The organism is Mesorhizobium sp. L-8-3 (genome assembly GCF_016756615.1).
Classification (GTDB): Bacteria; Pseudomonadota; Alphaproteobacteria; order Rhizobiales; family Rhizobiaceae.
In genome coordinates this window covers 3,886,239-3,907,971 of sequence record NZ_AP023262.1, presented here as the reverse complement: position 1 = coordinate 3,907,971, position 21,733 = coordinate 3,886,239, and the positions used below count along the sequence as shown (strand labels likewise).

20 protein-coding genes and 1 pseudogene are annotated in these 21,733 nt (G+C 64.8%); 9 read left to right on the top strand and 12 right to left on the bottom strand.

Annotated features, from left to right (window positions below):
- Positions 1 to 175: 175 nt before the first annotated feature.
- Entirely contained in the window at positions 176 to 1,150 is a 975-nt protein-coding gene (locus JN302_RS18250; protein WP_202333981.1) for a glycosyltransferase family 2 protein, read from the bottom strand.
- 535 nt (positions 1,151 to 1,685) lie between these two features.
- Between JN302_RS18250 and JN302_RS18245 the strand changes: the two genes are divergently transcribed.
- From JN302_RS18245 to JN302_RS18230, 4 genes are all read left to right on the top strand, one after another.
- Positions 1,686 to 3,059, top strand: coding sequence for a UDP-glucose dehydrogenase family protein (locus JN302_RS18245; protein ID WP_202333980.1), 1,374 nt, complete (start codon positions 1,686 to 1,688; stop codon positions 3,057 to 3,059).
- 230 nt (positions 3,060 to 3,289) lie between these two features.
- The gene (locus tag JN302_RS18240) at positions 3,290 to 4,369 is read left to right on the top strand and encodes a glycosyltransferase (RefSeq protein ID WP_202333979.1); all 1,080 of its coding nucleotides are present in this window, start codon (positions 3,290 to 3,292) and stop codon (positions 4,367 to 4,369) included.
- A gap of 5 nt (positions 4,370 to 4,374) precedes the next feature.
- Positions 4,375 to 5,553: a glycosyltransferase gene (locus tag JN302_RS18235; RefSeq protein WP_202333978.1), complete on the top strand. Its 1,179-nt coding sequence runs from the start codon at positions 4,375 to 4,377 to the stop codon at positions 5,551 to 5,553.
- Positions 5,550 to 7,010, top strand: a complete 1,461-nt coding sequence (locus tag JN302_RS18230) for a lipopolysaccharide biosynthesis protein (RefSeq protein WP_202333977.1) — start codon at positions 5,550 to 5,552, stop codon at positions 7,008 to 7,010. The genes JN302_RS18235 and JN302_RS18230 overlap by 4 nt, the downstream gene beginning before the upstream one ends.
- A 26-nt stretch (positions 7,011 to 7,036) precedes the next feature.
- Here JN302_RS18230 and JN302_RS39635 read toward each other — a convergent pair whose 3' ends face one another.
- Complete coding sequence (locus JN302_RS39635; RefSeq protein WP_202313967.1) at positions 7,037 to 7,333, bottom strand: exopolysaccharide production repressor protein; 297 nt, start codon at positions 7,331 to 7,333, stop codon at positions 7,037 to 7,039.
- Between the two features lie 572 nt (positions 7,334 to 7,905).
- Here JN302_RS39635 and JN302_RS18220 point away from each other — a divergent pair.
- From JN302_RS18220 to JN302_RS18205, 4 genes are all read left to right on the top strand, one after another.
- Complete coding sequence (locus JN302_RS18220) at positions 7,906 to 8,580, top strand: sugar transferase (RefSeq protein WP_202313966.1); 675 nt, start codon at positions 7,906 to 7,908, stop codon at positions 8,578 to 8,580.
- Positions 8,581 to 8,663: 83 nt separating this feature from the next.
- Positions 8,664 to 9,953: a polysaccharide biosynthesis/export family protein gene (locus JN302_RS18215; RefSeq protein ID WP_202313965.1), complete on the top strand. Its 1,290-nt coding sequence runs from the start codon at positions 8,664 to 8,666 to the stop codon at positions 9,951 to 9,953.
- Between the two features lie 65 nt (positions 9,954 to 10,018).
- Entirely contained in the window at positions 10,019 to 11,287 is a 1,269-nt protein-coding gene (locus JN302_RS18210) for an O-antigen ligase family protein (protein WP_202313964.1), read from the top strand.
- Between the two features lie 26 nt (positions 11,288 to 11,313).
- Positions 11,314 to 12,333: an acyltransferase family protein gene (locus JN302_RS18205; protein ID WP_202334327.1), complete on the top strand. Its 1,020-nt coding sequence runs from the start codon at positions 11,314 to 11,316 to the stop codon at positions 12,331 to 12,333.
- 105 nt (positions 12,334 to 12,438) lie between these two features.
- On the opposite strand, the gene JN302_RS18200 is transcribed toward JN302_RS18205, so the two are convergent.
- The 3 genes from JN302_RS18200 to vapB form a co-directional block, all read right to left on the bottom strand.
- Positions 12,439 to 13,203 carry a metallophosphoesterase gene (locus JN302_RS18200; protein ID WP_202313963.1) on the bottom strand — a complete coding sequence of 255 codons (765 nt, stop codon included), beginning with the start codon at positions 13,201 to 13,203 and terminating at the stop codon, positions 12,439 to 12,441.
- 234 nt (positions 13,204 to 13,437) lie between these two features.
- The gene (locus tag JN302_RS18195) at positions 13,438 to 13,857 is read right to left on the bottom strand and encodes a type II toxin-antitoxin system VapC family toxin (protein WP_202313961.1); all 420 of its coding nucleotides are present in this window, start codon (positions 13,855 to 13,857) and stop codon (positions 13,438 to 13,440) included.
- Positions 13,857 to 14,105 carry a type II toxin-antitoxin system VapB family antitoxin gene (gene vapB, locus JN302_RS18190; RefSeq protein WP_202333976.1) on the bottom strand — a complete coding sequence of 83 codons (249 nt, stop codon included), beginning with the start codon at positions 14,103 to 14,105 and terminating at the stop codon, positions 13,857 to 13,859. The genes JN302_RS18195 and vapB overlap by 1 nt, the downstream gene beginning before the upstream one ends.
- 155 nt (positions 14,106 to 14,260) lie before the next feature.
- Here vapB and JN302_RS39170 point away from each other — a divergent pair.
- A pseudogene (locus tag JN302_RS39170) lies at positions 14,261 to 14,461 on the top strand (DUF3175 domain-containing protein); the annotation flags it as partial.
- Positions 14,462 to 14,522: 61 nt separating this feature from the next.
- Here JN302_RS39170 and JN302_RS18180 read toward each other — a convergent pair.
- From JN302_RS18180 to JN302_RS18150, 7 genes are read right to left on the bottom strand one after another with little or no spacing between them, the layout of a single operon-like run.
- On the bottom strand, positions 14,523 to 15,617 hold the full coding sequence (locus JN302_RS18180) for an LLM class flavin-dependent oxidoreductase (protein ID WP_202313954.1): 1,095 nt from the start codon (positions 15,615 to 15,617) through the stop codon (positions 14,523 to 14,525).
- A gap of 42 nt (positions 15,618 to 15,659) precedes the next feature.
- Complete coding sequence (locus JN302_RS18175; RefSeq protein WP_202313952.1) at positions 15,660 to 15,959, bottom strand: hypothetical protein; 300 nt, start codon at positions 15,957 to 15,959, stop codon at positions 15,660 to 15,662.
- Complete coding sequence (locus JN302_RS18170; RefSeq protein WP_202333974.1) at positions 15,956 to 17,563, bottom strand: SDR family oxidoreductase; 1,608 nt, start codon at positions 17,561 to 17,563, stop codon at positions 15,956 to 15,958. The genes JN302_RS18175 and JN302_RS18170 overlap by 4 nt, the downstream gene beginning before the upstream one ends.
- A gap of 24 nt (positions 17,564 to 17,587) precedes the next feature.
- Positions 17,588 to 18,109, bottom strand: a complete 522-nt coding sequence (locus tag JN302_RS18165; protein ID WP_202313948.1) for a flavin reductase family protein — start codon at positions 18,107 to 18,109, stop codon at positions 17,588 to 17,590.
- Positions 18,109 to 18,654: a nuclear transport factor 2 family protein gene (locus JN302_RS18160; protein ID WP_202313946.1), complete on the bottom strand. Its 546-nt coding sequence runs from the start codon at positions 18,652 to 18,654 to the stop codon at positions 18,109 to 18,111. The genes JN302_RS18165 and JN302_RS18160 overlap by 1 nt, the downstream gene beginning before the upstream one ends.
- 1 nt (position 18,655) lies before the next feature.
- Positions 18,656 to 20,779 (bottom strand): acetate--CoA ligase family protein, encoded by a 2,124-nt coding sequence (locus JN302_RS18155; RefSeq protein WP_202313945.1) that lies wholly within the window; start codon positions 20,777 to 20,779, stop codon positions 18,656 to 18,658.
- Positions 20,780 to 21,682: an SMP-30/gluconolactonase/LRE family protein gene (locus JN302_RS18150; protein ID WP_202333973.1), complete on the bottom strand. Its 903-nt coding sequence runs from the start codon at positions 21,680 to 21,682 to the stop codon at positions 20,780 to 20,782.
- Positions 21,683 to 21,733 lie beyond the last annotated feature (51 nt).

Sequence of the window (21,733 nt, the reverse complement as noted above, 5' to 3'; positions counted from 1 at the left end):
CGCGAGGCCCTCGCTGCGTGTCCTGCCGCCCCGCAGCCCCTGAGGACCGCTCCCAACCCCGGTCGGGGCCTGCTGCGACAATGGCCCCTCACTTTGTCGGCAATGAGGGCAGCATGGATCGCGCCATGCTTTCTGGCAAGACACCCATGTGAACCCGGTCCCGGGCAGGCTGCGGTCATGCGGGCTCGCCCTCCAGCAGATAGCGAACCGTCCTGACTGGAGACTGCGGCTCGCGCAGGCCGTCGAGCTTGTCGCGGGCGATGCCCGAAGCGATCGCCGGCAGGTCGCCGGGATGGCGCAAGCCATAGGCGGCCGCACCCCGAAGCCCGCGACCGGCCTTCACATCGAGGAAGCGGCGCAGTCGATATTTGTCTCGCACGTGACGTTCGTGGCTGCGCAACTGTCTCGTCGCATCCGCCGCCAGCCCCGGCAGCGCGAGAAGCGACAGGTCGGCATCGGCGAGCCGCTTCAGATCTTCGGTCCGATGACGGCCGCTGAGCGAATCGGCCCGCACCGTGGCGCCGTAGCCGCAGGTGTCGACGAGCTTGAACCGCGCGCCGGCGGCGAGCGCCCGCACGTAGAACTCATAGTCCTCGCCGAGCCGCAGCCGCTCGTCATAGCGGAGGCCGGCCGCATCCAGGAATTCACGCCGAATCACCGGCTTCAGGAAACCTAGTTCGCCGCGTTGCCGGCCGCGTTTGGAGATATTGCCGGCCACGAATTCGGCGAGACCGAGGAATCTGGGGTTCGGACGGAAAGCCGGAACCTGCGGCTCGCCTGCCCCATCGGCGACGAAAGCAATATTGTCGGCCACGAAATCCCAGTCCCGGGCGGCCAGCAGCCGGCCGAAACGGCCGCCGATGAAGAAATCGTCAGCGTCGAGCATGCTGAGGAAGGGCGACCTCGACCGCGCGAAGGCCGCGTTCCTGGCGCCAGCAGGCCCGCGGTTCTGATCGAATCGGATGACCGACAGCCTGCCGCTGCCGTCGTCGGCCTGCGATACGACCTCGGATGTGCCGTCGGTCGAGGCATCGTCGACCACGACAACCTCGCCCACCTCGGGCTCCCGCAGCGCCGACGCGATCGCCGCGGCGATGGTGCCCGCGGCGTTCCGGGCGGCGATGACGACGCATATTGGACGCTCGGTCATGTCAAAGCTCCGCGGGCAATTTGCTGCAGCTGCGAAGGAAAAGATGCATCACGAAGCGCCGGCCGTAAAGTCGTGGTCCAGACATGCCGCTTAAATCAGTCATTCGGCCCAGCGAATTCAAGGCGGGAGCGATTCACGAAATATGTTGTAATGTTTCTCTCGAATAACGTGATGAAATATTTTGTGACTTACCTCGAAAGGCGCATACAGGAGCACCGAAAGGGCGGCAGCGCCTGCATCCGGCGCATCGCCCATGCTTTGTGCATACCGATATTTCGGAACTGCTTCATCAATCGCCGATAGCGCAGTCTTGCACGCTCGGCGACACCACGCTAGGGTCTGTTGCAATGCAGCAAAAGGGAAGCACATCAATGACCGCGCGGCAGAGCAGGCCTGTTGGCGTGGCGCCGCCGCGGGACATGACTCCCCAGGCGGGCGCTGGTTCCCGTATAGTAGTACCCTGCAACCAGCCTCCTTTCCGGTGACGATACCGGGTAAGGCTACGCCCGACGCTTTCTGAAGGAATAGCTGCTCCATGAATATCACGGTCTTCGGTATCGGCTATGTCGGCCTGGTCCAGGCGGCAGTGCTGGCGGATGTCGGGCATGACGTCGTCTGCGTCGATGTCGACGCGGAAAAGGTCGAGCGCCTCAAGCAGGGCATCATCCCCATCTACGAGCCGGGCCTCGAAAGCCTGGTCAGCGAGAACTACGCCGCCGGGCGGCTGACCTTCACCGTCGATGCGGCAGCAGCCGTGGCACGCAGCGACATACAGCTGATCGCCGTCGGCACGCCGCCGAACGAAGACGGCTCGGCCGACCTGAAATATGTGCTGGCCGTCGCCGAGACCATCGCCCAGCATATGGACCGGTCGCAGATCGTCGTCAGCAAGTCGACCGTCCCCGTCGGAACCTGCGACAAGATCAAGGCGAAGATCGGCGACGTGCTGGCCAGCCGCGGTCGCCAGGGCCTCGCCTATCATGTCGTCTCCAATCCCGAATTCCTGAAGGAAGGCTCGGCGGTCGCCGACTGCATGCGGCCGGACCGCATCATCGTCGGCACGGAGAGCGCGGAGGCCGAGGAGGTCATGCGCGAGCTCTATGCTCCGTTCAACCGCAACCATGAGAAGATCATCGTCATGGATGTCCGCAGCGCGGAGCTGACCAAATATGCCGCCAACTGCATCCTGGCGACCAAGATCAGCTTCATGAACGAGATGGCCAACCTGGCCGAGCAGCTCGGCGCCGACATCGAAGAGATTCGCCGTGGCATCGGCAGCGATCCCCGGATCGGCTACCACTTCATCTATCCCGGCCTCGGCTATGGCGGCTCCTGCTTCCCCAAGGACGTCCGCGCGCTGATCAGGACCGCGGAGGACATCGGCTTCGACGCCAAGGTGCTGAAGGCGGTCGAGCTGCGCAACGAGGACCAGAAGTCGGCGCTGTTCGAAAAGGTGATCCGCTTTTTCGGGAAGAACCTCAAAGGCAAGACCTTCGCCCTGTGGGGCCTCGCCTTCAAGCCGAATACCGACGACATGCGCGAGGCGCCGTCGCGGGTCCTGATGGAGGCCCTTTGGGCGGCGGGCGCGCGCGTCCAGGCCTACGACCCCGAAGCCATGCAGGAATGCCAGCGGATCTACGGCCAGCGCGACGACCTGCTTCTGTGCGGCACAAAGGAAGCCGCGCTGCGGGGCGCCGACGCGCTGTTAATCGCCACCGAGTGGAAGAATTTCCGCGCGCCCTCTTTCGAACTCGTCCGTCAGTCTCTGTCGACACCCGTCATCTTCGACGGCCGCAATCTCTATGACCCCGATGTCGTTGCCCGAAACGGCCTTCGCTACGAGAGCATCGGGCGTGCCGCCTCGGAACGGGCCGCTCTCAAGGCGACCCGCGGGGCTAAAGCAGGCTAGGCAGGGTTCGGAAAAGTGTCCCACGGTTTTCCGACAAGAACCTGCGGCAAAAGAAGAAGCTAAGCGGGTGAAGCGTGGGCGAAGCCACGCCAGCCTGCTTGGCGCCCTGTCGGACTGCGGGGCGGCGGGCCACTGAAACGCGAAGGCATCGGGCCGATGCCGCGCACGACAAGATGGAACCGCGGCTCCGAACCTCCCAATCGGACGGCCGCAGCCCACAGGAGACCGGCATGAAGATACTGTTCGCGGGTGGGAACGGGTACTATCCGGAATTTCACGGCGGCGTGCAGTCAAGCACGCATCATCTCGTGACGCAGTTGCGCAATGACGGCCACGACGCGAGCGTGCTCGCCGCCTTGTTCGGCGACGGCGTCTTCGGCATCAAGGCGCGGCTGAAGATGAAGATCTTCCGCGAGCGCGCCGTCATCGACAATTTCCCGGGCTACCCGGTCGTCCGCGCCTGGTTTCCATGGGAGGCGGTTCCCTTCGCGGTCTCGCGGTTAAGGCCCGACGTGGCGGTCGTGCAGTGCCACAAGTCGGTGCCGCTCGGCAAAGCGCTGCAGGATGCCGGAGTGCCTGTCGTGATCTATCTTCGGAATGTCGAATTCCACGAACTCGGCGGCGACCTCTCCGAACTCGGCCCCGCCCATTACATCGCCAATTCGCAATTCACCGCCCGGAGCTACAAGAACCGTTTCGGCATCGATTCCACCGTCATCCCGCCGACGATCGACCCGGGCCTCTACGCAACGCCCACGACGGGCGAAGTCGTAACCTTCATCAACCCTTACAACGAGAAGGGCTTCGAACTGGCGGTGCAGATCGCCGAGCGGTGCCCCGAGATCCCGTTCCTGTTCCAGGAGAGCTGGAAGCTCGCCAAGGAGCATCGCGCCGAGATCGAGGCCAGGATCGCGCCGTTCGGCAACGTCGCGCTCGAGGACCGGACAAGCGACATGAAGACGGTCTATGGCCGGACCAGGATCCTGCTGGCGCCGAGCAAATGGGAAGAAGCCTGGGGACGCGTCGCCTCCGAGGCGCACTGCAGCGGCATCCCGGTGCTGGGCTCGACCCGTGGCGGGCTGCCCGAGGCTGTCGGCGCCGGCGGCGTCACGCTGGACTATGATGCGCCCGTGGACGACTGGGTGCGGGAGCTGAAGCGCATGTGGACCGACGACGCCTACTATGCCCGCCTCTCCGCCGATGCCCTCCAGTTCTCCAAGCGGCCTGAACTGCATCCGAGCCGCCAGTTCACGGCGTTCCTCGACGTGCTGGAAAGAGCGGCCGACCGTTCGAAGGCGCTCGCGGCCTGATCTCCATGCGTGTCGGTTTTGTCGTCGGCAAGTTTCCGTCACTGTCGGAAACCTTCGTCATCAGCCAGATGGCCGGTCTCATGCGGCGCGGCTTCCAGGTCGAGGTTGTCTGCAACGGTGTTGCCGGCGACGCTCATGTCGACCGCAGCCAGGAACCACTGGCCACGCTGATGGCGAATACGCGGGACTGGTGGGGGCCGGCGGCCCGGCTGCGGCCGGCCATGCCGCGCCTGCCCGCGCAACTCCGCGACAAGGTCTCGACCGCCCTGGACGCGACCTTTGCAAGGCACCTCAATGGCTGCGACGTGGTCGTCGCCCATTTCGGCCACAATGGCGCGCGTGTGGCGCGGCTGAAGAAACGGGGCGTGCTGAAGCCACCCCTCGTCACCGTCTTCCATGGCTACGACGTCGGTGTGCCGATCCGCGAAGCAGGCTTGTCGCGCTATTCCGACCTGTTCAGCCACGGCGCGCTCTGCCTTACGGTGAACGACTTCTTCCGCCGCGTGCTGATCGAGGCGGGGGCCCCCGACGCCGGCGTTGCCGTGCACCATATGGGCATCGACATCACCGAGATTCCCTATCGCTGGAGATCGTGGCAGGGAATGCCCCTGGAGTTGATAACGGTGTGCCGGTTGGCCGAGAAGAAAGGCGTCGAGTTCGCGCTGCGCGCCCTCGCCCGGCTGGCCAAGGATCCGGCCATCCACTGGCGCTACACAATCATCGGCGACGGCCCGCTGCGCGCGGAACTGGAGCGTCTCGCTGCGGAGCTGGGCATTTCAGCACGCGTCTCCTTCCTGGGCAGCCTTCCTCATGGCGACGTGAAGCAGTGGCTGCGGCGTTCCCACGGCTTCGTCCTGCCCAGCGTCACCGCCGGCAACGGCGACATAGAGGGGATACCGGTGGCCCTGATGGAAGCGATGGCCGCAGGCCTCACCGTGGTGAGCACCCGGCATTCGGGAATTCCAGAGCTCGTCGAAGACGGGAAGACCGGTTTCCTCGCGCCCGAACGCGATGTCGAAACACTCGCGGAGAGGCTTGGATGGGTCGCGAGCAATCCGGAGGCTTGCGAGCGGATCGCCGCGGCGGCCAGGACAAAGGTCGAAGCCGACTTCAACGCTGAGACGCTGGATGAGGAATTCGCCGGCATCCTCACGCGGCTCGCCGGAGCGAGGCTTGCCGCATGAATGCCGCACCCGGCCAGTTCGGGCGGATCGCGCTGCGCGGCGGGCTGCTGACCGGCGGGGCGCAGGGTATCAAGATCGCCGTCCAGTTCCTGTCCGTCGTCGTTCTCGCGCGCCTGCTCGCGCCGGAAGATTTCGGCCTGGTCGCATCGGTCGGGCCGGTCGTGGCCTTTGTCGGCCTGTTCCAGAATCTCGGCCTGCAGCAGGCCGTCATCCAGCGCAGCGAGATCAGCCAGCGGCAGCTCAACCACGTGTTCTGGGTGAGCGCGCTTGTCGGCCTGTGCTGCAGCCTGGCAGTTGCCGCCCTGGCCCCGGCCGTCGCGGTCTTCTATGGCGATGCGCGCATGACCGGTATCACGCTTGCCGCGGCTGCCCCCCTGCTGCTCGGCAGCCTCGCTGCCCTGCCGCTCGCCCTGATGAACCGGCGGCTGAAATTCGGTCAACTTGCGCTCAACGACGTGGTTACCGCCGTTGCGGGCCTGGCCGCGACCGTCGCGGCCGCCCTGGCGGGGCTGGGCTACTGGTCCCTTGTGATCGGACCGGCGGTATCGGCGCTGGTGGCTCTGGCCGCCGCGTGGCGCGTGGCGCGATGGCGGCCGGGCAAACCCTCCTTCAGGATCGACCGGGAGATTCTTTCCTTCGGCGCCAATCTGACCGGCTTCAATCTGGTCAACTTCTTCGCCCGCAATCTCGACACCATCCTGATCGGAAAATTCTCGGGCGCGACCGAACTCGGCTACTACGACCGCGCCTACAAGCTGATGCTGTTTCCACTTCAGAACATCAGCCAGCCGCTGACACGCCTGATGATACCGCTGATGAGCCGCATCCAGGACGACAAGCAGCGCTTTCGCAGCATCTATATGGATACCAACTGGCTGCTAGCGGCCGTCACTGCGCCGGGCATCGCCGCGCTGACCATGACCTCTTCTCAGGTCGTCAGCCTGCTCTTTGGCGAACGCTGGCTCGCCGTCGCCCCGATCTTCGCCTGGCTCGGCATCGCCAGCCTTACACAGCCGATCTCGAACACGACGGGCTGGATCTTCATTTGCCAGGGCAAGACCGGCACGATGTTTCGTTGGGGCGTATATTCTTCGGCCGTGGCCGTCGCCGCCTTCATCGTGGGCATGCGCTGGGGAGCGGTCGGCGTCGCCGCCGCCTATGCGATCAGCGGTTATATCCTGCGCATTCCAGTGCTCGCGGTGCTGTTGCATCGCGTCGGGCCGGTTACAGCCGGCGACTTCCTGATCGTGCAGGCGCTCTTCATCGCCGCCGCGCTGGTTTCCTGGGGCATTTTCAGCTCGCTGCCCGCCCAGATGACATCGGGTTCGGACATGGTCGCCGTCGCAGTGGCGATCGTGCTCAACTACGCCGTGACGCTCCTGCTGATGCTTCTGCTGCCGCAGGCACGCAAGGCGCTTGCAAACGCGTTCGGAAGAATCGCGGGGGGCGTCAGGTGAACCGTCGACGACCCACCCACCCGGGACTACGGATAACGCGACCGCAGAAAGTCGGTGAGATGCCGAATTCGTCCGAAAAAGCTTTCGGTCTCGGGCAGTCGCGCAGGCTCACCGCCGCGGATTTCCGTGTCTTCCCGTTCCGGCTTGCGGCCTTCGCGTGCCACGAGGAACAGCACAACCAGAAAATAGCCGAGTTGCAGCAGGACGGCACAGATAAGAGTCTGGACAAGCGTCCTTCCGATCGACCCCGTGGCAACATAGGTCGATATCGCAAAGACCACCAGCACGGAAAACATTCCAATCAGGAAACGTGGCAAAGACATTCATGGCCGCCCCATCGGCCAAAGCTCGCAATGAGCCCCAAACCTAGACAACAATTCACTCCCCATTACGTCAGCAGTCTCGCCTCGGGGTGCGTTTCTACTGGCGCAACTCCCGGCGTCCGCAGCTTCCGAGAAGCATAACAGACGAGACTTGAGGATATATTAAGTGGTGTATCGAGGCAAGGCGCGAGCCGGGTCGCACGGCGGGGCGAGGCTGCCTGCGACGGTTGAAAGCGCTCATGGGCACACGTTGGATCAGAACGCGCATAAGACCTTGCATGGAACATTTTTGTGACGGCCACGATCAAATATCCCGCCCGTGGCGAAAGACAATTTGATTCCACACTTGAGGAGAATTGGTCCATGCTGCATCACCTCCAAGTTTGCAAACTTCACAAGAACAACCTGCTATAAAATGCGTCATTTCAGACAATGATTGTGCACGGGCTGGCGAAATGCCAGTCATTTCTGAAGCAAACGATGTTCAACCTGCAAAAAAGACTCTATGTTGCAATGCACAATTTTTCTGGTACCGTGACCGCAATCTTTGATTTGCCTTTTGGAGCAGCGTCATGAGAAATGCCGCGAAGTGGGCGAGTTCGGACACGTTGCGATCCGCTGCCGAAACGCCGCCGATCGGCGGACTGGTGAAGCGTGGTTTCGACATACTGGCGGCGACCACGGGACTGTTTCTGCTCAGCCCGCTGTTCGTGCTGCTGGCCCTGCTCGTGAAACTGTCCGATGGAGGCTCCATCTTCTACGGCCATCGCCGAATCGGGCGTGGCGGTCGCGTCTTTCGCTGCCTGAAGTTCCGTACGATGGTCCCGAACGGCGACGAGGTGCTCGCCGCACATTTTGCCAGCAATCCCGAGAGCCGCGAGGAATGGCGGGCCACCCGCAAGCTCAAGAACGATCCGCGCGTGACGCGGGTCGGCCAGGTACTGCGCAAACTCAGCCTCGACGAACTGCCGCAGATCATCAATATCCTGCAGGGCGACATGAGCATCGTCGGTCCGCGTCCGGTCGTGAAGGACGAGCTCGACATCTACGGCTCCTGCGCAGTCTTCTATCTGAAGTCGCGACCCGGCCTGACCGGCCTGTGGCAGATCAGCGGCCGTAACGACGTATCCTATGACAGCCGTGTCGCGCTCGACCGCCACTATGTCGAGAACTGGTCGTTTTCCGCCGATCTCCTGATCATCATGAAGACGATCCCCGCGGTCTGCTCGTCGCGGGGAAGCTATTGAGCCGTGGACCGCGCGTCGCGGCTCGCATGAGATCGGCGCGCTGAAGGCCGCCTGATCCGCGAACAGCAAAGGGCAGTCCGAGAATGACCAATCCTTTCCCCTGCAGGCGCGGGAGCCTGAAACAGTCCGACGCCGCCGCACAGGCCATCCGCGCCGTTCTGTCCCGCCTCCTGTGTGTGCTCCTGGTTCTGGGCGGTGTCGCGTCGGCGGCCCGTGCCGACGACTACCGCCTCGGCCCGATGGATCGGCTGCGGATCAAGGTCGTCGAGTGGCAGACGGCGGAAGGGAACTTCAGGGACTGGTCCGCCGTCAGCGGCGACTACACCGTGGGCCCTTCCGGCGCATTGTCCCTGCCCTTCATCGGCGAGGCCGAGGCCAGCGGCAAGACGACGGCCGAGATCGCGGCCATGATCGGCGAGAAGCTGCAGCAGAAATTCGGACTGCTCGACCGGCCGGAAGCCTCCGTGGAACTGGCGGAGTATCGCCCCTTCTTCATATCGGGCGACGTGGAGGCCCCCGGCAAATATCCCTATGCGCCTGACCTCACCGTGCTGAAGGCGGTCAGCATTGCCGGCGGCATCCGTCGCGGATCCGAAAACGGACAACGCGCCGAGCGCGATTTCATCAACGCCCAAGGCAATCATGCGGTGCTCATCGATCAGCGCAACCGGTTGATCGCCAAACGTGCCCGGCTTCAGGCCGAGGCCACCGACCAGGTCGACATCAAGCTGCCCAGCGAGTTGAAGGAGCGCCCCGAACTCGCCCGGCTGCTGACGGACGAAAGCAACGTCATGGCGACACGCGCCCAGACCCTGAAGCTCCAGCTCTCCGCACTGGGCGACCTCAAGAATCTGCTGACCAGCGAGATCGAGGCGCTCTCCAAGAAGACGGTTTCGCAGACGCGGCAGCTGGAACTGGCCAAGAGCGAACTGGCCGATGTCGGCGGCCTCGCCGACAAGGGGCTCGTCGTGAACACGCGCGTCTCCGGACTGGAGCGCTCGGTCGCCGAGATCGAGAGCAGGTTGCTCGACATCGGAACCTCGTCGCTGCGCGCGAAGCAGGACATCAACAAGGCGACCCAGGACGAGATCACCCTGCGCAACGACCGCACCGCCGAGATCGCTGCCGAACTTCAATCCGTGGATGCCGACCTGGAGGCCGCGAATCTCAAGATCGCCATGTACTCCAACCTGATGGCCGAGGCCCTATCGATCGCACCCGATGCCAGCGCAGGAGCCGAAGCGCCTCCGCCGCAATTCGTCATCCTGCGCTCCTCCGACGGCGAGGCCAAGGAGATCGACGCGGACGAGACGACACCCGTCCTGCCCGGCGACGTCGTCAAGGTGAAGATACTGCCGCCGCCCAGCCAGTAGGGCGCCGCAGGCGCCCCGCCCGGTCCGGCAGGCGGACAAACGAACAGGCCATCAGGAAGCGATCGTTGAAGATATCGAAGGCGATGCTCATCGACCCTGCGTCTAACCACTGGTTCGGCGCGGTGGCCGTATCGGTTTCCGTCGTCGTCTTCGCCTATTCCTTCCGTTACGGCCAGGTCAGCATCCTGCTCTATTATGCGATGTGGCTGCCGCTCATCCTGATCGATTACCGGACGGTGCTCGGGAATTACCTGAAATTCTCCTGGATCGTCGCTTTCGGCCTTTTCGCCTGCCTCAGCGTGTTCTGGTCCGACGCACCCGGCGCGACTGCGCGGGCCAGCGTGCAATATGCTTCACACATAGTCTGCGCGCTGATCGCGGCGCGCCTCATCGCCTCCCGCACCCTGCTCGTCGGCCTGATCTCGGGGACCTCGGTGGTCCTGCTGCTGTCCTTCGCCTTCGGCAATTTCGTTTATGACCCGCTCGACGGCAGCTACAGCTTTTCGGGCCTGTTCACATCGAAGAACCAGCTCGGCTTCTTCGCTTCGCTCGGCGTCTATGCCGCCTTCGCCTACGCCTTCATGTTTTCCACGGACCGAATTGCGAAGGCCGCGGCACTGCTGGCGGCGCTGTTCTGCCTTTACGGCCTGTTCGCCTCGCAATCGGCCACGGCCCTCATCGCCCTTTCGGTGACGCTGCTTGCCGTGATCGGGCTCGGCGCGACGCTGCTGCTGTCGCCCGGAACCCGCAAAGCCTTCTTCGCCTTCGGGCTCGTCCTGGCAGCCGTGCTTGCCGTCGCAGCCTTCGGCCTCGGCGCCGTCGACCTGGTTCTGGCCCTGTTCGGCAAGGACTCGACGCTGACCGGCCGCACCTATCTCTGGGCGGAAGGCTGGAGGGCCGCGCAGGACTCGCCCGTCGTCGGCCTCGGCTATCAGGCCTATTGGGTGCAGGGTTTCTCCGAGGCGGAGCGCCTGTGGCATGAATTCTACATCACCGCGCGCAGCGGCTTCCATTTCCACAACACCTATATCGAGGCGCTTGTCGAGCTCGGTTATGTCGGCTGCGTGCTGATCGGCTTCATCATACTGAGGACCTTGTCGGGGCTGCTCCGACATGTCGTGACGGACCGTTCCGGCGCGGAGGCGCTGATGCTGGCCGGCCTGGCGATCCTGCTCGTCATCCGTTCCTTCTTCGAGATCGACGTCATGCATCCCTACGCCATAGGTTCCTTCCTTCTCTACTATTCGGCAGGTCGACTCGCCGGCTGGCGGCGGGTGCCGGCCCGCCAGCCCCGCCCGGTCCCTGCCAGCATCGCATGGCGGCACCCGGCGTGACGGGAGCGGCCGACATGACTGGACCAATGCCCCGGCTCTACGGCATCCAGTATCTTCGCGCCGTCGCCGCGCTTGCCGTGGTCGTCTATCACGCGACCGACCGGACCGGTTCACGCTTCACCGTGGGCGCCGCCGGTGTCGACATCTTCTTCGTGATCAGCGGCTTCGTGATGTGGACCCTTGCCGAGACGAGGCCGACCACGCCGCTGCGCTTCTATCGCGACCGCACCCTGCGCATCGCTCCGCTCTACTGGCTGGTGACGATGGTGATGGTCGCCGGCGCCCTGGCCGGGCTGTTCCCACGCGTCAGGCTCACCCTGGACCACGTGCTGGCGTCGCTTCTCTTCATCCCGCACCGCTCGCCGAGCAACGGCGAATTGTGGCCGCTGCTCGTCCAGGGCTGGACGCTCAATCTCGAAATGTTCTTCTATCTCATCTTCGGCCTTGTCCTTCTCCTGCCGCGGAGCCGGCGCTTCACTGCTCTCGCAGGCGCCCTCCTCATCCTGGTCGCGGCGGGCCTTGTCCTAGTGCCGAGCGATCCGGTGCTGTTCACCTACACCCGGCCGATCATGCTGGAATTCCTGTGCGGCGCAGCCCTTGGCCGGCTGTGGCTCACGCGCAGGCTGCCGGGCCGTTTCTTCGGCGGCGCAGCCGTGCTTGCCGCATCGGCCGGTTTCGCCTGGCTCGCTGTCTATCCCGGCATGATCCATGAATTCCTGTTCGGCCTGTTCGCCGTGCTTCTGGTGACGGGCGTGCTGACGCTGGAAAAAGGCGGTGCGGTCCGCCGTTTCCCCCTGCTCAACTATCTCGGGGACAGTTCCTATTCGATCTATCTCTGGCACGCCCTGGCGGTTTCGGTGGTCTTCAAGCTGGCCGCCATGCTGGCGTTCAGCCAGTTCGCGACGGCGGCAGCCGCCACGCTTGCAGGCACGTTGCTCGGCGTCCTCTCCTATGAGATTCTTGAAAAGCCGCTGATGGCGCTGACGAAAGGGAGACGCCCCGCCTCCAGCGCCGCACGCCCGGCAAGTGCGGAAGCGGCCTCCTAGAGCATTTTCGCTTTTCTCCGAATCGCGGAAATGCTCTATCTCTTTGTTTTCACGCAATTCCGGACGCAAGACCGCTGCGCACTTTTGCTGGAATTGCTCTAACCGTCAGGTCGAGATCACATGTCCCTTGCCGCGCCATATGCGCACGGCGGTGAGGCGCCCGGTATGGAAGGCCCCGGTGTCGATGTTCAGCTTCCGGCCTCGCGGCACGGCCGCCGCGACCGGCGTATGGCCATGGATCACCCACTGCTTCAGTCCGTGCGGATAGTCGAGGAAGTCCGACCTGATCTGGATCAGGTCGACATCCTTCTGCTCGTCGAGATCGATGCCCGGCCTTATGCCCGCATGGACGAAGATGAAGCGCTCTGTCTCGACCATGACAGGCAGGTCGCGCAGGAAACGCAGGTGCTGCGCCGGTATCAGCTTGCGGATCTCGGCGTCGACCTTCCCGGAGGATCGATAGGTCTGGCCGAGATAGTCGAGGTTGACGCCATATGAGGCGAGTGTCGCATCCGCCCCGAGCGACAACCAATCGGCCCGCGGGAGGCGGCCCTCGCAATAGTCGAGCAAGGCCACTTCGTGATTGCCGGTCAGGCAGATCCGCTCGAAGCCGGGCGGCGGAGGGGCGATCAGATGTTCCAGCACGCCCGACGACGCAGGGCCTCGGTCGACATAATCGCCGAGCATGACGATCACCTTGTGCCCGGAATGGAAGGCGGCATCCGCCTCGATCATAGCTTCAAGCGCCAACAGCTCGTCGTAACAGCCGTGGACGTCGCCCACGGCATAGACCAGCGTGCCTTCGAGGCTCAGCCTGAGCCGACGGCGCGCGGCGCTCGTTCGCCAGGCCCATGGTTTCAGAATGCTCATTTCAAGGCGCAATCATGCGCGCCGATCCGGCCGACTGGCCTCCGTGAGGTTCCGCCGGGGGCCGGCACGCGTTCCGAAGCATTCATTTCGCCAAATTGTTACAAGGGCGACGTTCTGGCAAGTCCGGACTGCCTTACGCCATAGCCAAGCCTGCATAAGGCTCGTCATGGCGCTGCCGATGATACCGCCCAGACCAACTGGCGGAAAGAAATGCGATGATCATATCCATCGAAATTACCCCTTCACCCAATCCTCAAACCGCAGCCCCTGCACACGTGAGAATTCGCGGGTGTTGTTCGTCACCAGCACACAATCAGCGGCCAGCGCATGACCCGCGATCATCGTATCATTGCCGCCTATGGGTGTTCCCTTGGCCGCCAAATCCTGCTTGATGCCTGTGGCGCGTTCCGCGGACGCCGCATCCCATGGCAGGATGGTGGAGAGACGGGTGACGAAAGCATCCACCAGCCGCGCATGACGAGGCGAGGCATTGCGGCCGACCGTGCCCAGCAGCATTTCGTAATAAGTGATGACCGAGATGACGATCTGGTGCTGGCTTTCCGCCGCGTTCTGCAAACGTGCAAGAACGGAGGCTGGACGTTCGCGCATGATGAATGAGCAAATATTGGTGTCGAGCATATAGATGGCCGGCATCAATGCTTCCCGTCATCATCAAGAGAGAACCGTCCCTCTTCGATCAACTCGGGCCGTTCGTCGAGGAAATCCGCATCGCTAAGCGGTTCTTTCATGAGCGATAGCCAGTCCGGCCGGACGGGACGCAGCAGGATCGTGTCGCCCTGCCGCTCAATGGTCAATTCGGTCACCCCCTGGAACTCAAAATCTTTGGGCAGACGGATCGCTTGGTTGCGGTTGTTGCGAAAGATGGACACGGTGCGGGTCATGGGGCGCCTCCATAGTGAGGTAAATATGGTAACATATGCCTTGCATATGTCAATTCCCGACCCTGCGCCGAAACCCGCTCAAGCGCCTCCGCGTCCCCCACGAACACTTCATTTCTGCCGGAGGCGAGACGCACAAAGTTCTAAATGCGTCCAGGAACCCCAAGAGGATCGCCCTGTCACTCAAGCGCTCGGCCGAGGAAAGCAAGAAAAGGAAGTCGGAGCCCTACCGGTCCGCGATGTCGATGCTGACCTTCTACATCAACCGGGCGGGCAAAAATCTTCCGGCGAAGCGTAAGAAGGTGCTGGAGCGGGCGAAGGGCGAGTTGCGTCATGCTTTCGGGCGTGACACGGAGTGAAGCGTCGGAGAGGCGGCTTTCGCGCCGCCGCCTCTTGCCTCAGATCCGAAATCGCCTCGCTTCAGCGGACGCCGGCCCGCAGAGGTTCTTGCGAGGCAGCCGCCACGGCCTCACCGCCGAGTTCGCGCTTGATGGCCGGGATGATCCGATCACCCCACAGCTCGATCTGACGCAGCATCGTCGCCTGATCGAAGTCGCCGAGTTGCGTCTGCAGCGCGATGTGGTTCGGCTTCAGGATACTGATCTCCTCGAGCAGCCGATCGATGACCTGGTTGACGCTGCCCACCGGAATGTTGGCGCGGATGGTCTCCAGGGAGAGGTCGTTCGGGCTCGGCTGCTCCGCCATCAGATAGCCGTCCGAGCTCTGCTGCCTGCGCTGGTGCAGGCTCTCCGACAGCCGGCGCTGGAACCGGGCGTTCTCGATATAGCTCGTGATGTCGGCATCGTTGTCGCTGGCGAAAGCGCAGCGGAGGAAGCCGATCTTGGTATCGGCAACGTCGCGCTTTTCCTGCGCCGCGGCCTGCTCGATCGTCCCGCGCAGCGACCTGATATCGTCGAGCCCGCCGAGCAGGGCCGTGACGAAGAGATTGTGGCCTTCCCGTATCGCGCGGCCCATGCTTCTCGTGCTGCCGGCCGCGAGCCAGATCGGCGGGATCGGACTCTGCACCGGACGCACGCTGATCGCCGTGGGAGGAACCCGTAGATACTGGCCCTCGAAGCTGAAGATGCGCTCACGCAGCCCCTTCTGCAGCACCTCCAGATATTCGTTGAAGACGGCTGGCGCTTCGTCGACATTGACGCCGAAGCGTTCGAATTCGAACTGCTGGTATCCCGACCCCACGCCGAGTTCGAGGCGGCCGTTGGACACGGTGTCGGCGAAGCCGACCTCGCCGAGCAGGCGATTGGGATGATAGAGCGGGAGTACACAGACCGCCGTTCCGAGCCTGATGGTGCTGGTCAGTCCCGCGCAATGCGCGACCATCATCAGCGGCGAAGGAACGAGGCTGTAATTGTTGAAATGATGCTCAGCATACCAGGCCGTATCGAAGCCGGCGGCTTCGGCCGCGATGGTCTGCTGGACCGAATTGGCGATGACGGTCCGGGACGACTGATGATAGCCCCGCTGCTGCGCGAGGATGAACACACCGAATTCCATTGGTCTTTTCCTGTCCGGGTTTCTGATGGGGCGATGCGGTCGTCAGGCCTCGCGCTCGACATGGGAACGGATCGACCGTGCCTCTTCGTCGATCCAGCCATATTTGCCGGCAGCCTCGACCATCTTCGCATAGCCGGCGAGCCAGGCGGCCCCGGCAGGCGCGCCGGGAAGAGCCGGCACGACGTCGATGCCGACCAGCGCGTTGTCGTCGTCGACGAATGTCACACCCTCGATGACCGGCCGCATCGAGGAAAAGGAGCCGCGCAGGAGCACCTTGAATTTGCGGAAATCCTCCGCTTCGGCGAGAGCAAGCCCGCCCTGGGAAGAGTACTGCACGATCATGCCGCGGCCTCCCGTGAGGTCACGTCGTCCTCGTCGTCTTCGCTGGCGTTGCCGGCATTGCCGAACGACGTCCAGCCGCCGTCGACATAGAGGATCGAGCCGTTGATGTAGGAAGCGTCCGCCGAGGCGAGGAAGAACGCCGCGTCGGCGATGTCCTCCGGCCTGCCGAGATCGCCCATGGGAATGCGGCGGCGTACCGCTTTGAGGTCGACGCGGCCCGAGGTCTCCAGCGATGCGACGCCAGGGGTGCGGATGTAGCCCGGCGCGACGGTCGCGAACCGGAAGCCCTTCGGCCCAAGTTCGGCCGCCATGCAACGCGTAAGGATGTCGATGCCCGCCTTGGAGGCGCCGTAGGCGTGGCGCGGCGCGAAAGGCAGGAAGGTGTTGATCGAACCGAGATTGATCACTACGCTACCCGCCGGCATCAGTTTGAGCGCCTCTCGGGCGCAGAGGAATGCGCCGGTCAGGTTGATGTCCAGCACCTGCTCGATGTGCTCCGGCTTCTGCTCGAACGCCGGCGTGAATGTGTCGGCGACGGCAGCGTTGTTGACGAGGAGGTCGACCTTGCCGAAGCGGTGCGCGATCTCTGCGAACAGCCCGACCACGCTCGCCTCGTCGGCCACGTCGACCGCCAGGCCGAGATGCGGGGCTCCGAGCTTTCCGGCCAGGGCCTGCGCGCCAGCCGCGTTCCGGTCAGCTATGACGACCGTGTCGCCCGCTGCGGCGAAGCGCGCGACAACGGCCGCACCGATGCCGTCCGCACCGCCGGTGACGACCACCATGCGCGGCGCGGTCGACGGCTCGGGCCGGGCGAACTCTTCCGCCGGCGCGCCGTCGACGGGCGGGTGCGCGTCGCCGGGCTGGTTGAAGGAGACCCAGCCGCCGTCGACGGCGAGCACCGAGCCGGTGACATAGTGGGCCTGGGGCGAGGCAAGGAAGCGCGCCGCGCGCGCAATCTCGTCCGGGCGGCACATGCGGCCCATTGGCACGCGGCGGCGGACCGCCGGGATGTCGGCCCTGCCGGTGCGTTCCAGCTCGGCCACCATCGGCGTGCGGACATAGCCCGGGGCGACGGCGCAAACGCGGATGCCGCGCGGCGCCCACTCGCAGGCGAGCGATTTGGTGAAGGAGATCAGCCCCGCCTTCGACGCGGAGTACGCGTTGCGGCGCGGATTGCCAAGCACGCCGGCGAGCGAGGCGATATTGACGATGGCGCCACCCGGCCGCATGCGCCGCGCCGCCTCGCGGGCCATCACGAACGGCCCGATCAGGTTGACCGAGAGCGTCTTGCGGAACAGTTCCGCCGAAGTCTCGACAGTCGGCGTCATGGTCGGGCCGAGCGCAGCGTTGTTGACGAGCACGTCCACGCGGTCGAACGCAGCGTCGACCTTCGCGAACAGGGCGAGCACGTCGCCTTCGCGCGACACATCGCATTCGACGCCGAGGTGGCCGCCGCCGAGCAACTTCGCCAGCTCGACGACCCCTGTGCCCGGCAGGTCGACCATCACTACCGTGTCGCCGTCCGCGGCGAGGATTTCCACGAGCGCGCGCCCGATACCACCGGCGGCGCCGGTCACGACGACAATGCGTGTTGCGTTGCCCATTTCAGATCCTCCCATCGGAAGCGTTTATCCGGCCGACTCGAGCCGACGGAAGGAGCCGTCGCGGTAAAGGAGCACGTCCATGTCGAGCGACGTCACGCCGACGACGCGGCCGAGATAGATGTGGTGGGTGCCGGACGACAATTGGCTTTCGACCCGGCAGTCGAAGCTCGCGACGGTTCCCTCAAGCACCGGCGCGCCGGTCTCCAGGCTGCCCCATGTACCTTCGACGAAGCGATCCTCCGGCGCCAACTTCGACGTGGAGAAGAGGCGCGCGATCCCGTGCTGCCCGTCCGTCAGGAAGTTGATCGCAAAGGCGCCGCTCTCCTGGATCAGCGGCTCGGCCGAAGCGCTCCGGTTGATGCAGACGAGCATGGTCGGCGGCGACGCGGCCACCGAGCAGACGGCGGTGGCTGTCAGGCCGTTGCGCAGCTTGCCCGATCGGGCGGTGACGATCGCGACCGACGCCGCGACCTGCCGCATGGCGATCTTGAACTCGGCCTCGCCGACGGCTTCGCTTCGGGCTGGGAAGGCGATCATCTCGACCATCAGTCGGTTGCGGTGGCGTTCGCCTTGGCCGAAAGCAGCGCATAGACCGGATCGTCCGGACGAGCGCAGCCGATAGGCTGACGGAGGCCGAAGCGGTCGACTTCCGTCTTGTCCGGGGGCGTCTGCTCCTCGACCCAGTCGTAGACCACGGTGCGGTCGGCGACGCGCCACTCGTCTCCGCGCTTCTCGAACCGATCGCAGTAGCGGCCGCAGAGCAGCACCTGGCGGATCACCCCTTCGCGGTCGGGCGCCCGCTGCAGCGCGGTGAAATAGGTCTCGACCGCGGCCTGCGCCGGGCCCTGGAATTCGATCAGGATGTTGGAGACCTGGTGGATGTTGCGCGGACCGGTCTTGAACACGCCGAGCGCCATCTGGATGAAGCCCTCGGCGGAGCCGACATAGGCGCCGTGGCGGTCGTGCGCATCCGGCCAGTACGAGCTGCGCAGCGCCTCCTCGTCGGCGCGGTCGATGCCGCGGCAATAGCGGTAGAGGCAGTCGCGGATCGCCTCACGGTCGAGCAGTTCCTGCAGTTTCGCGCTTTCCATCTCAATGGCCCTCCACCACGGCACCGCGCGGCACGATCAGCGCGTCGAGCGCCACCACGCCCTTGCCCTTTTCCAGCACACGCACGGGATTGAGGTCGATGCTGTCGATCCGGTCCGCGTTGGCCGCGGCGAAGCGCGACAGCGCCGAAAGCATCTCGGCGAGCGCATCGACGTCGGCCGGCGGCGCGCCGCGCACGCCTTCCAGCATCGCGTAGCCGCGGATCTCGCGGATCATACGATGCGCCTCGACCGTGTCGAACGGCGCGACACGGAAGGTCACGTCCTTCAGCACCTCGACGAAGACGCCCCCCAGGCCGAACATGACAACGGGGCCGAAGACCGGGTCGCTCACGACGCCCGCGATCGTCTCGACGCCGCCGGCTACCATCGGCGCGACCATCACGCCGTCGATGCGCGCATCCGGCCGCTTCTCGGCGGCGCGGGCAAGGATGGCGGCGAAGCCGCCCTCCGCCTCGTCCGCGTCCTTCACGCCGACGATGACCCCGCCGATCTCGGTCTTGTGAGCGATGTCGGCCGAAACGACCTTGAGCACCTGCGGGTAGCCGACCGCATCGGCCGCGGCGCGGATGTCTCCGCCTGGCGGCACAAGCCGGTCCGAAGGGAAGGTGATGCCCGCCTCGGAGAGGATCTTCTTGGCGGCGAGTTCGCTCAACGCATCCGTCCCGAGATCGACGGGCGCCGGAAGGGGCGCCGTTGCGGCGGCCTTTCCGGCACGCTCGAAGCTCTCGCTAAAGTGCACCATCGCTCCGAGCGTCCTGATCAGCGCGAAACCGTCCTGCGCGACGATGAAGCCCTTGTCCTCATAGGTGCGCACGATCTCGTCCGGAGCTGTCATCGTCAGCGTCATGATCGTGTCGCGCGACGCCGTAGCCGCCGTCTCCAGCGCCTGCCGCAGCTTGCCGGAAAAGGTCGGGCTGGCCGGACCGCTGCCGAAGATGCCGGCGAAAAAGCCGTAGTCGCCTTTTTCCAGCATCGCCGAGATGAAGCTGGTCATCAGCGGCAGGTCGGTGACGGCCTGCGCCGTGGCGTCGACCGGATTGCGCGGCGAGGCATAGGGAAGCATCGCCTTCAGCTCTTCCTGCGCCTTCTCAGGCATCGGCTTGACGTCCAGGCCGGCGACCTCCGCGTCGTCGGCCATCTGGATGCCGAAGCCGCCGGACATGGTGAAGATGCCGAGCGAGTTGCTCTTGGGATAGACGCCGCGCGCGCAGGCCGCGACGATGTCCAGCTGCTCTGCCGTCGTCGAGGCGCGCCAGACACCGTACTGGCGAAACACGGCGTCGAAGATCGCGTCGGAACCGGCAAGTGCGGCGGTGTGCGAGCTCACCGCATGCGCGCCGACTTCGGAGCGCCCGACCTTCATGAAGACGATCGCCTTGCGGCGCTGGCGCGCCACCTCCAGCGCCTCGATGAAGGTGTCGCGGTCCTTGATGCCCTCGGCATAGGCCATGACGACGTTGATGTCGGGCTGCTCGACCGTCCAGCGCAGCGCCTCCCCCACGTCGATGTCGCACTCGTTGCCTGTGGTGATCAGGTGGCTCATGCCGAGACCGCGCAGGCGCGCGAGATACATGAGATGCGAACCATAGGCCCCGCTCTGCGAGACGATGCCGATCGGGCCGGGCTTCACGAGCCCCGTGTCGAGCATCGCCGAGAAGGTGCCGTAGAAGCCGATGGAGGAGTTGAACACGCCAAGGCAGTTCGGTCCCAGCAACCGCATTCCCGAGGCGCGGGCAACCGACACCATCTCGTCCTGTAGCGCCCGGCCTTCGTCGCCGGTCTCGGCGAACCCGGCGGTGAAGACGATCGCTGCCTTCGTGCCACGCTCGGCGCATTCGCGCACCGCCTGCACCGTGCCGGCCGCCGGAACAGCCAGGATCGCGACATCGGGCGTTTCGGGGAGCGCGCCGATGGAAGAATATGCCTTCAGCCCCTGCACCGTGTCGCGCCGGGGATTCACCGGATAGACAGCGCCGGCGAAGCCGCCCTCGCGCAGGTAGCGCAGGGGCCGCCCACCGATGCGGGTGACGTCGTCGGATGCGCCGACGAGCGCCACCGAGGACGGCGAAAGCAGCGCGGATAGAGATTCGGTGCGTGTGAGCATTCAGGCGGCTTCCGTCTTGTTGTTCTCGAGCGCGGATTGTCCGAAGCGCGCTTCCGCAATGCCGCGGGCGGCGAGGCCGTCGATCGCGAAGAGCTTGCCGCCGTCGGGATGTTTGGAGACGGCGCGGCCGGATCCGGAGTCCTTGATCGAGGTGACGAACAGCGTCGCCATGTCATCGCCACCGAAGGCGACCGAGGACGGCAGGTCGACGGGCGCATCGATCATCCGGTCCAACCGTCCATCGGGCGTGATGCGGGCGATCTTGCCGACCTGAACCAGGGTGGCCCATATGCAGCCGTCACTGTCGACGGTGGCGCCGTCCGGACCGGAATTCCACTGCGCCGTGTCGACGAGGATCGTCGGTTCACCGACGCCGTCGGCGCCATAGGGATAGGCGCGTATGGTGCGATCCAGGCTGTCGGCGAAATACATGGTCGCGCCGTCGGGGCTGAAGCAGAGCGCGTTGGAGATGCGGATGCCGTCGGCGAGACTGTCGCGGCGACCGGCGGCGTCGATGCGCCAGAGGATGCCGCGCGGATCGGCATGGATGCCCATCGAGCCGCACAGGAAACGCCCGTCGCGATCGGTCTTGCCGTCGTTGAAGCGCACCAGCGGATCGGCCGGCTCCGGCTTCAGGAGCGGCGCAAGCGAAGAATTGCCGAGATCCAGCGAAAAGATGCCATCGACCAGGCCGACGACGACGCAGTCTCCCAGGCCGAGCGCGACAGACCCGACCATAGACGGCGTCGACCATTCGCGGAACGACCCGGTTGCAGGTTCCCAGCGACGGACGAGGCGCGAGAAACCGTCGACCCAGTAAAGCCAGTTGTTGTCGGCGTCCCAGACCGGGCTCTCGCCCAGGAAGTCCGGCCGTTCGGATATACAGCGCACATCTAGGGTCATTTCGGTTCGCTCTCGTCCCCGCGGTGGCGGGGGGCTACAGCGTGCTGCGTG

Bases quoted from the DNA above. Each gene is read 5' to 3' on its own strand.
- JN302_RS18170 (WP_202333974.1), bottom strand. From the start codon at position 17,563: ATGGGCAACGCAACACGCATTGTCGTCGTGACCGGCGCCGCCGGTGGT.
- JN302_RS39635 (WP_202313967.1), bottom strand. From the start codon at position 7,333: ATGTCTTTGCCACGTTTCCTGATTGGAATGTTTTCCGTGCTGGTGGTC.
- JN302_RS18235 (WP_202333978.1), top strand. From the start codon at position 4,375: ATGCGTGTCGGTTTTGTCGTCGGCAAGTTTCCGTCACTGTCGGAAACC.
- JN302_RS18180 (WP_202313954.1), bottom strand. From the start codon at position 15,617: ATGGAATTCGGTGTGTTCATCCTCGCGCAGCAGCGGGGCTATCATCAG.
- JN302_RS18160 (WP_202313946.1), bottom strand. From the start codon at position 18,654: ATGGAAAGCGCGAAACTGCAGGAACTGCTCGACCGTGAGGCGATCCGC.
- JN302_RS18230 (WP_202333977.1), top strand. From the start codon at position 5,550: ATGAATGCCGCACCCGGCCAGTTCGGGCGGATCGCGCTGCGCGGCGGG.
- JN302_RS18155 (WP_202313945.1), bottom strand. From the start codon at position 20,779: ATGCTCACACGCACCGAATCTCTATCCGCGCTGCTTTCGCCGTCCTCG.
- JN302_RS18220 (WP_202313966.1), top strand. From the start codon at position 7,906: ATGAGAAATGCCGCGAAGTGGGCGAGTTCGGACACGTTGCGATCCGCT.
- JN302_RS18150 (WP_202333973.1), bottom strand. From the start codon at position 21,682: ATGACCCTAGATGTGCGCTGTATATCCGAACGGCCGGACTTCCTGGGC.
- JN302_RS18195 (WP_202313961.1), bottom strand. From the start codon at position 13,857: ATGCCGGCCATCTATATGCTCGACACCAATATTTGCTCATTCATCATG.
- JN302_RS18250 (WP_202333981.1), bottom strand. From the start codon at position 1,150: ATGACCGAGCGTCCAATATGCGTCGTCATCGCCGCCCGGAACGCCGCG.
- JN302_RS18215 (WP_202313965.1), top strand. From the start codon at position 8,664: ATGACCAATCCTTTCCCCTGCAGGCGCGGGAGCCTGAAACAGTCCGAC.
- JN302_RS18165 (WP_202313948.1), bottom strand. From the start codon at position 18,109: ATGGTCGAGATGATCGCCTTCCCAGCCCGAAGCGAAGCCGTCGGCGAG.
- JN302_RS18240 (WP_202333979.1), top strand. From the start codon at position 3,290: ATGAAGATACTGTTCGCGGGTGGGAACGGGTACTATCCGGAATTTCAC.
- JN302_RS18245 (WP_202333980.1), top strand. From the start codon at position 1,686: ATGAATATCACGGTCTTCGGTATCGGCTATGTCGGCCTGGTCCAGGCG.
- JN302_RS18175 (WP_202313952.1), bottom strand. From the start codon at position 15,959: ATGATCGTGCAGTACTCTTCCCAGGGCGGGCTTGCTCTCGCCGAAGCG.
- JN302_RS18205 (WP_202334327.1), top strand. From the start codon at position 11,314: ATGCCCCGGCTCTACGGCATCCAGTATCTTCGCGCCGTCGCCGCGCTT.
- vapB (WP_202333976.1), bottom strand. From the start codon at position 14,105: ATGACCCGCACCGTGTCCATCTTTCGCAACAACCGCAACCAAGCGATC.
- JN302_RS18200 (WP_202313963.1), bottom strand. From the start codon at position 13,203: ATGAGCATTCTGAAACCATGGGCCTGGCGAACGAGCGCCGCGCGCCGT.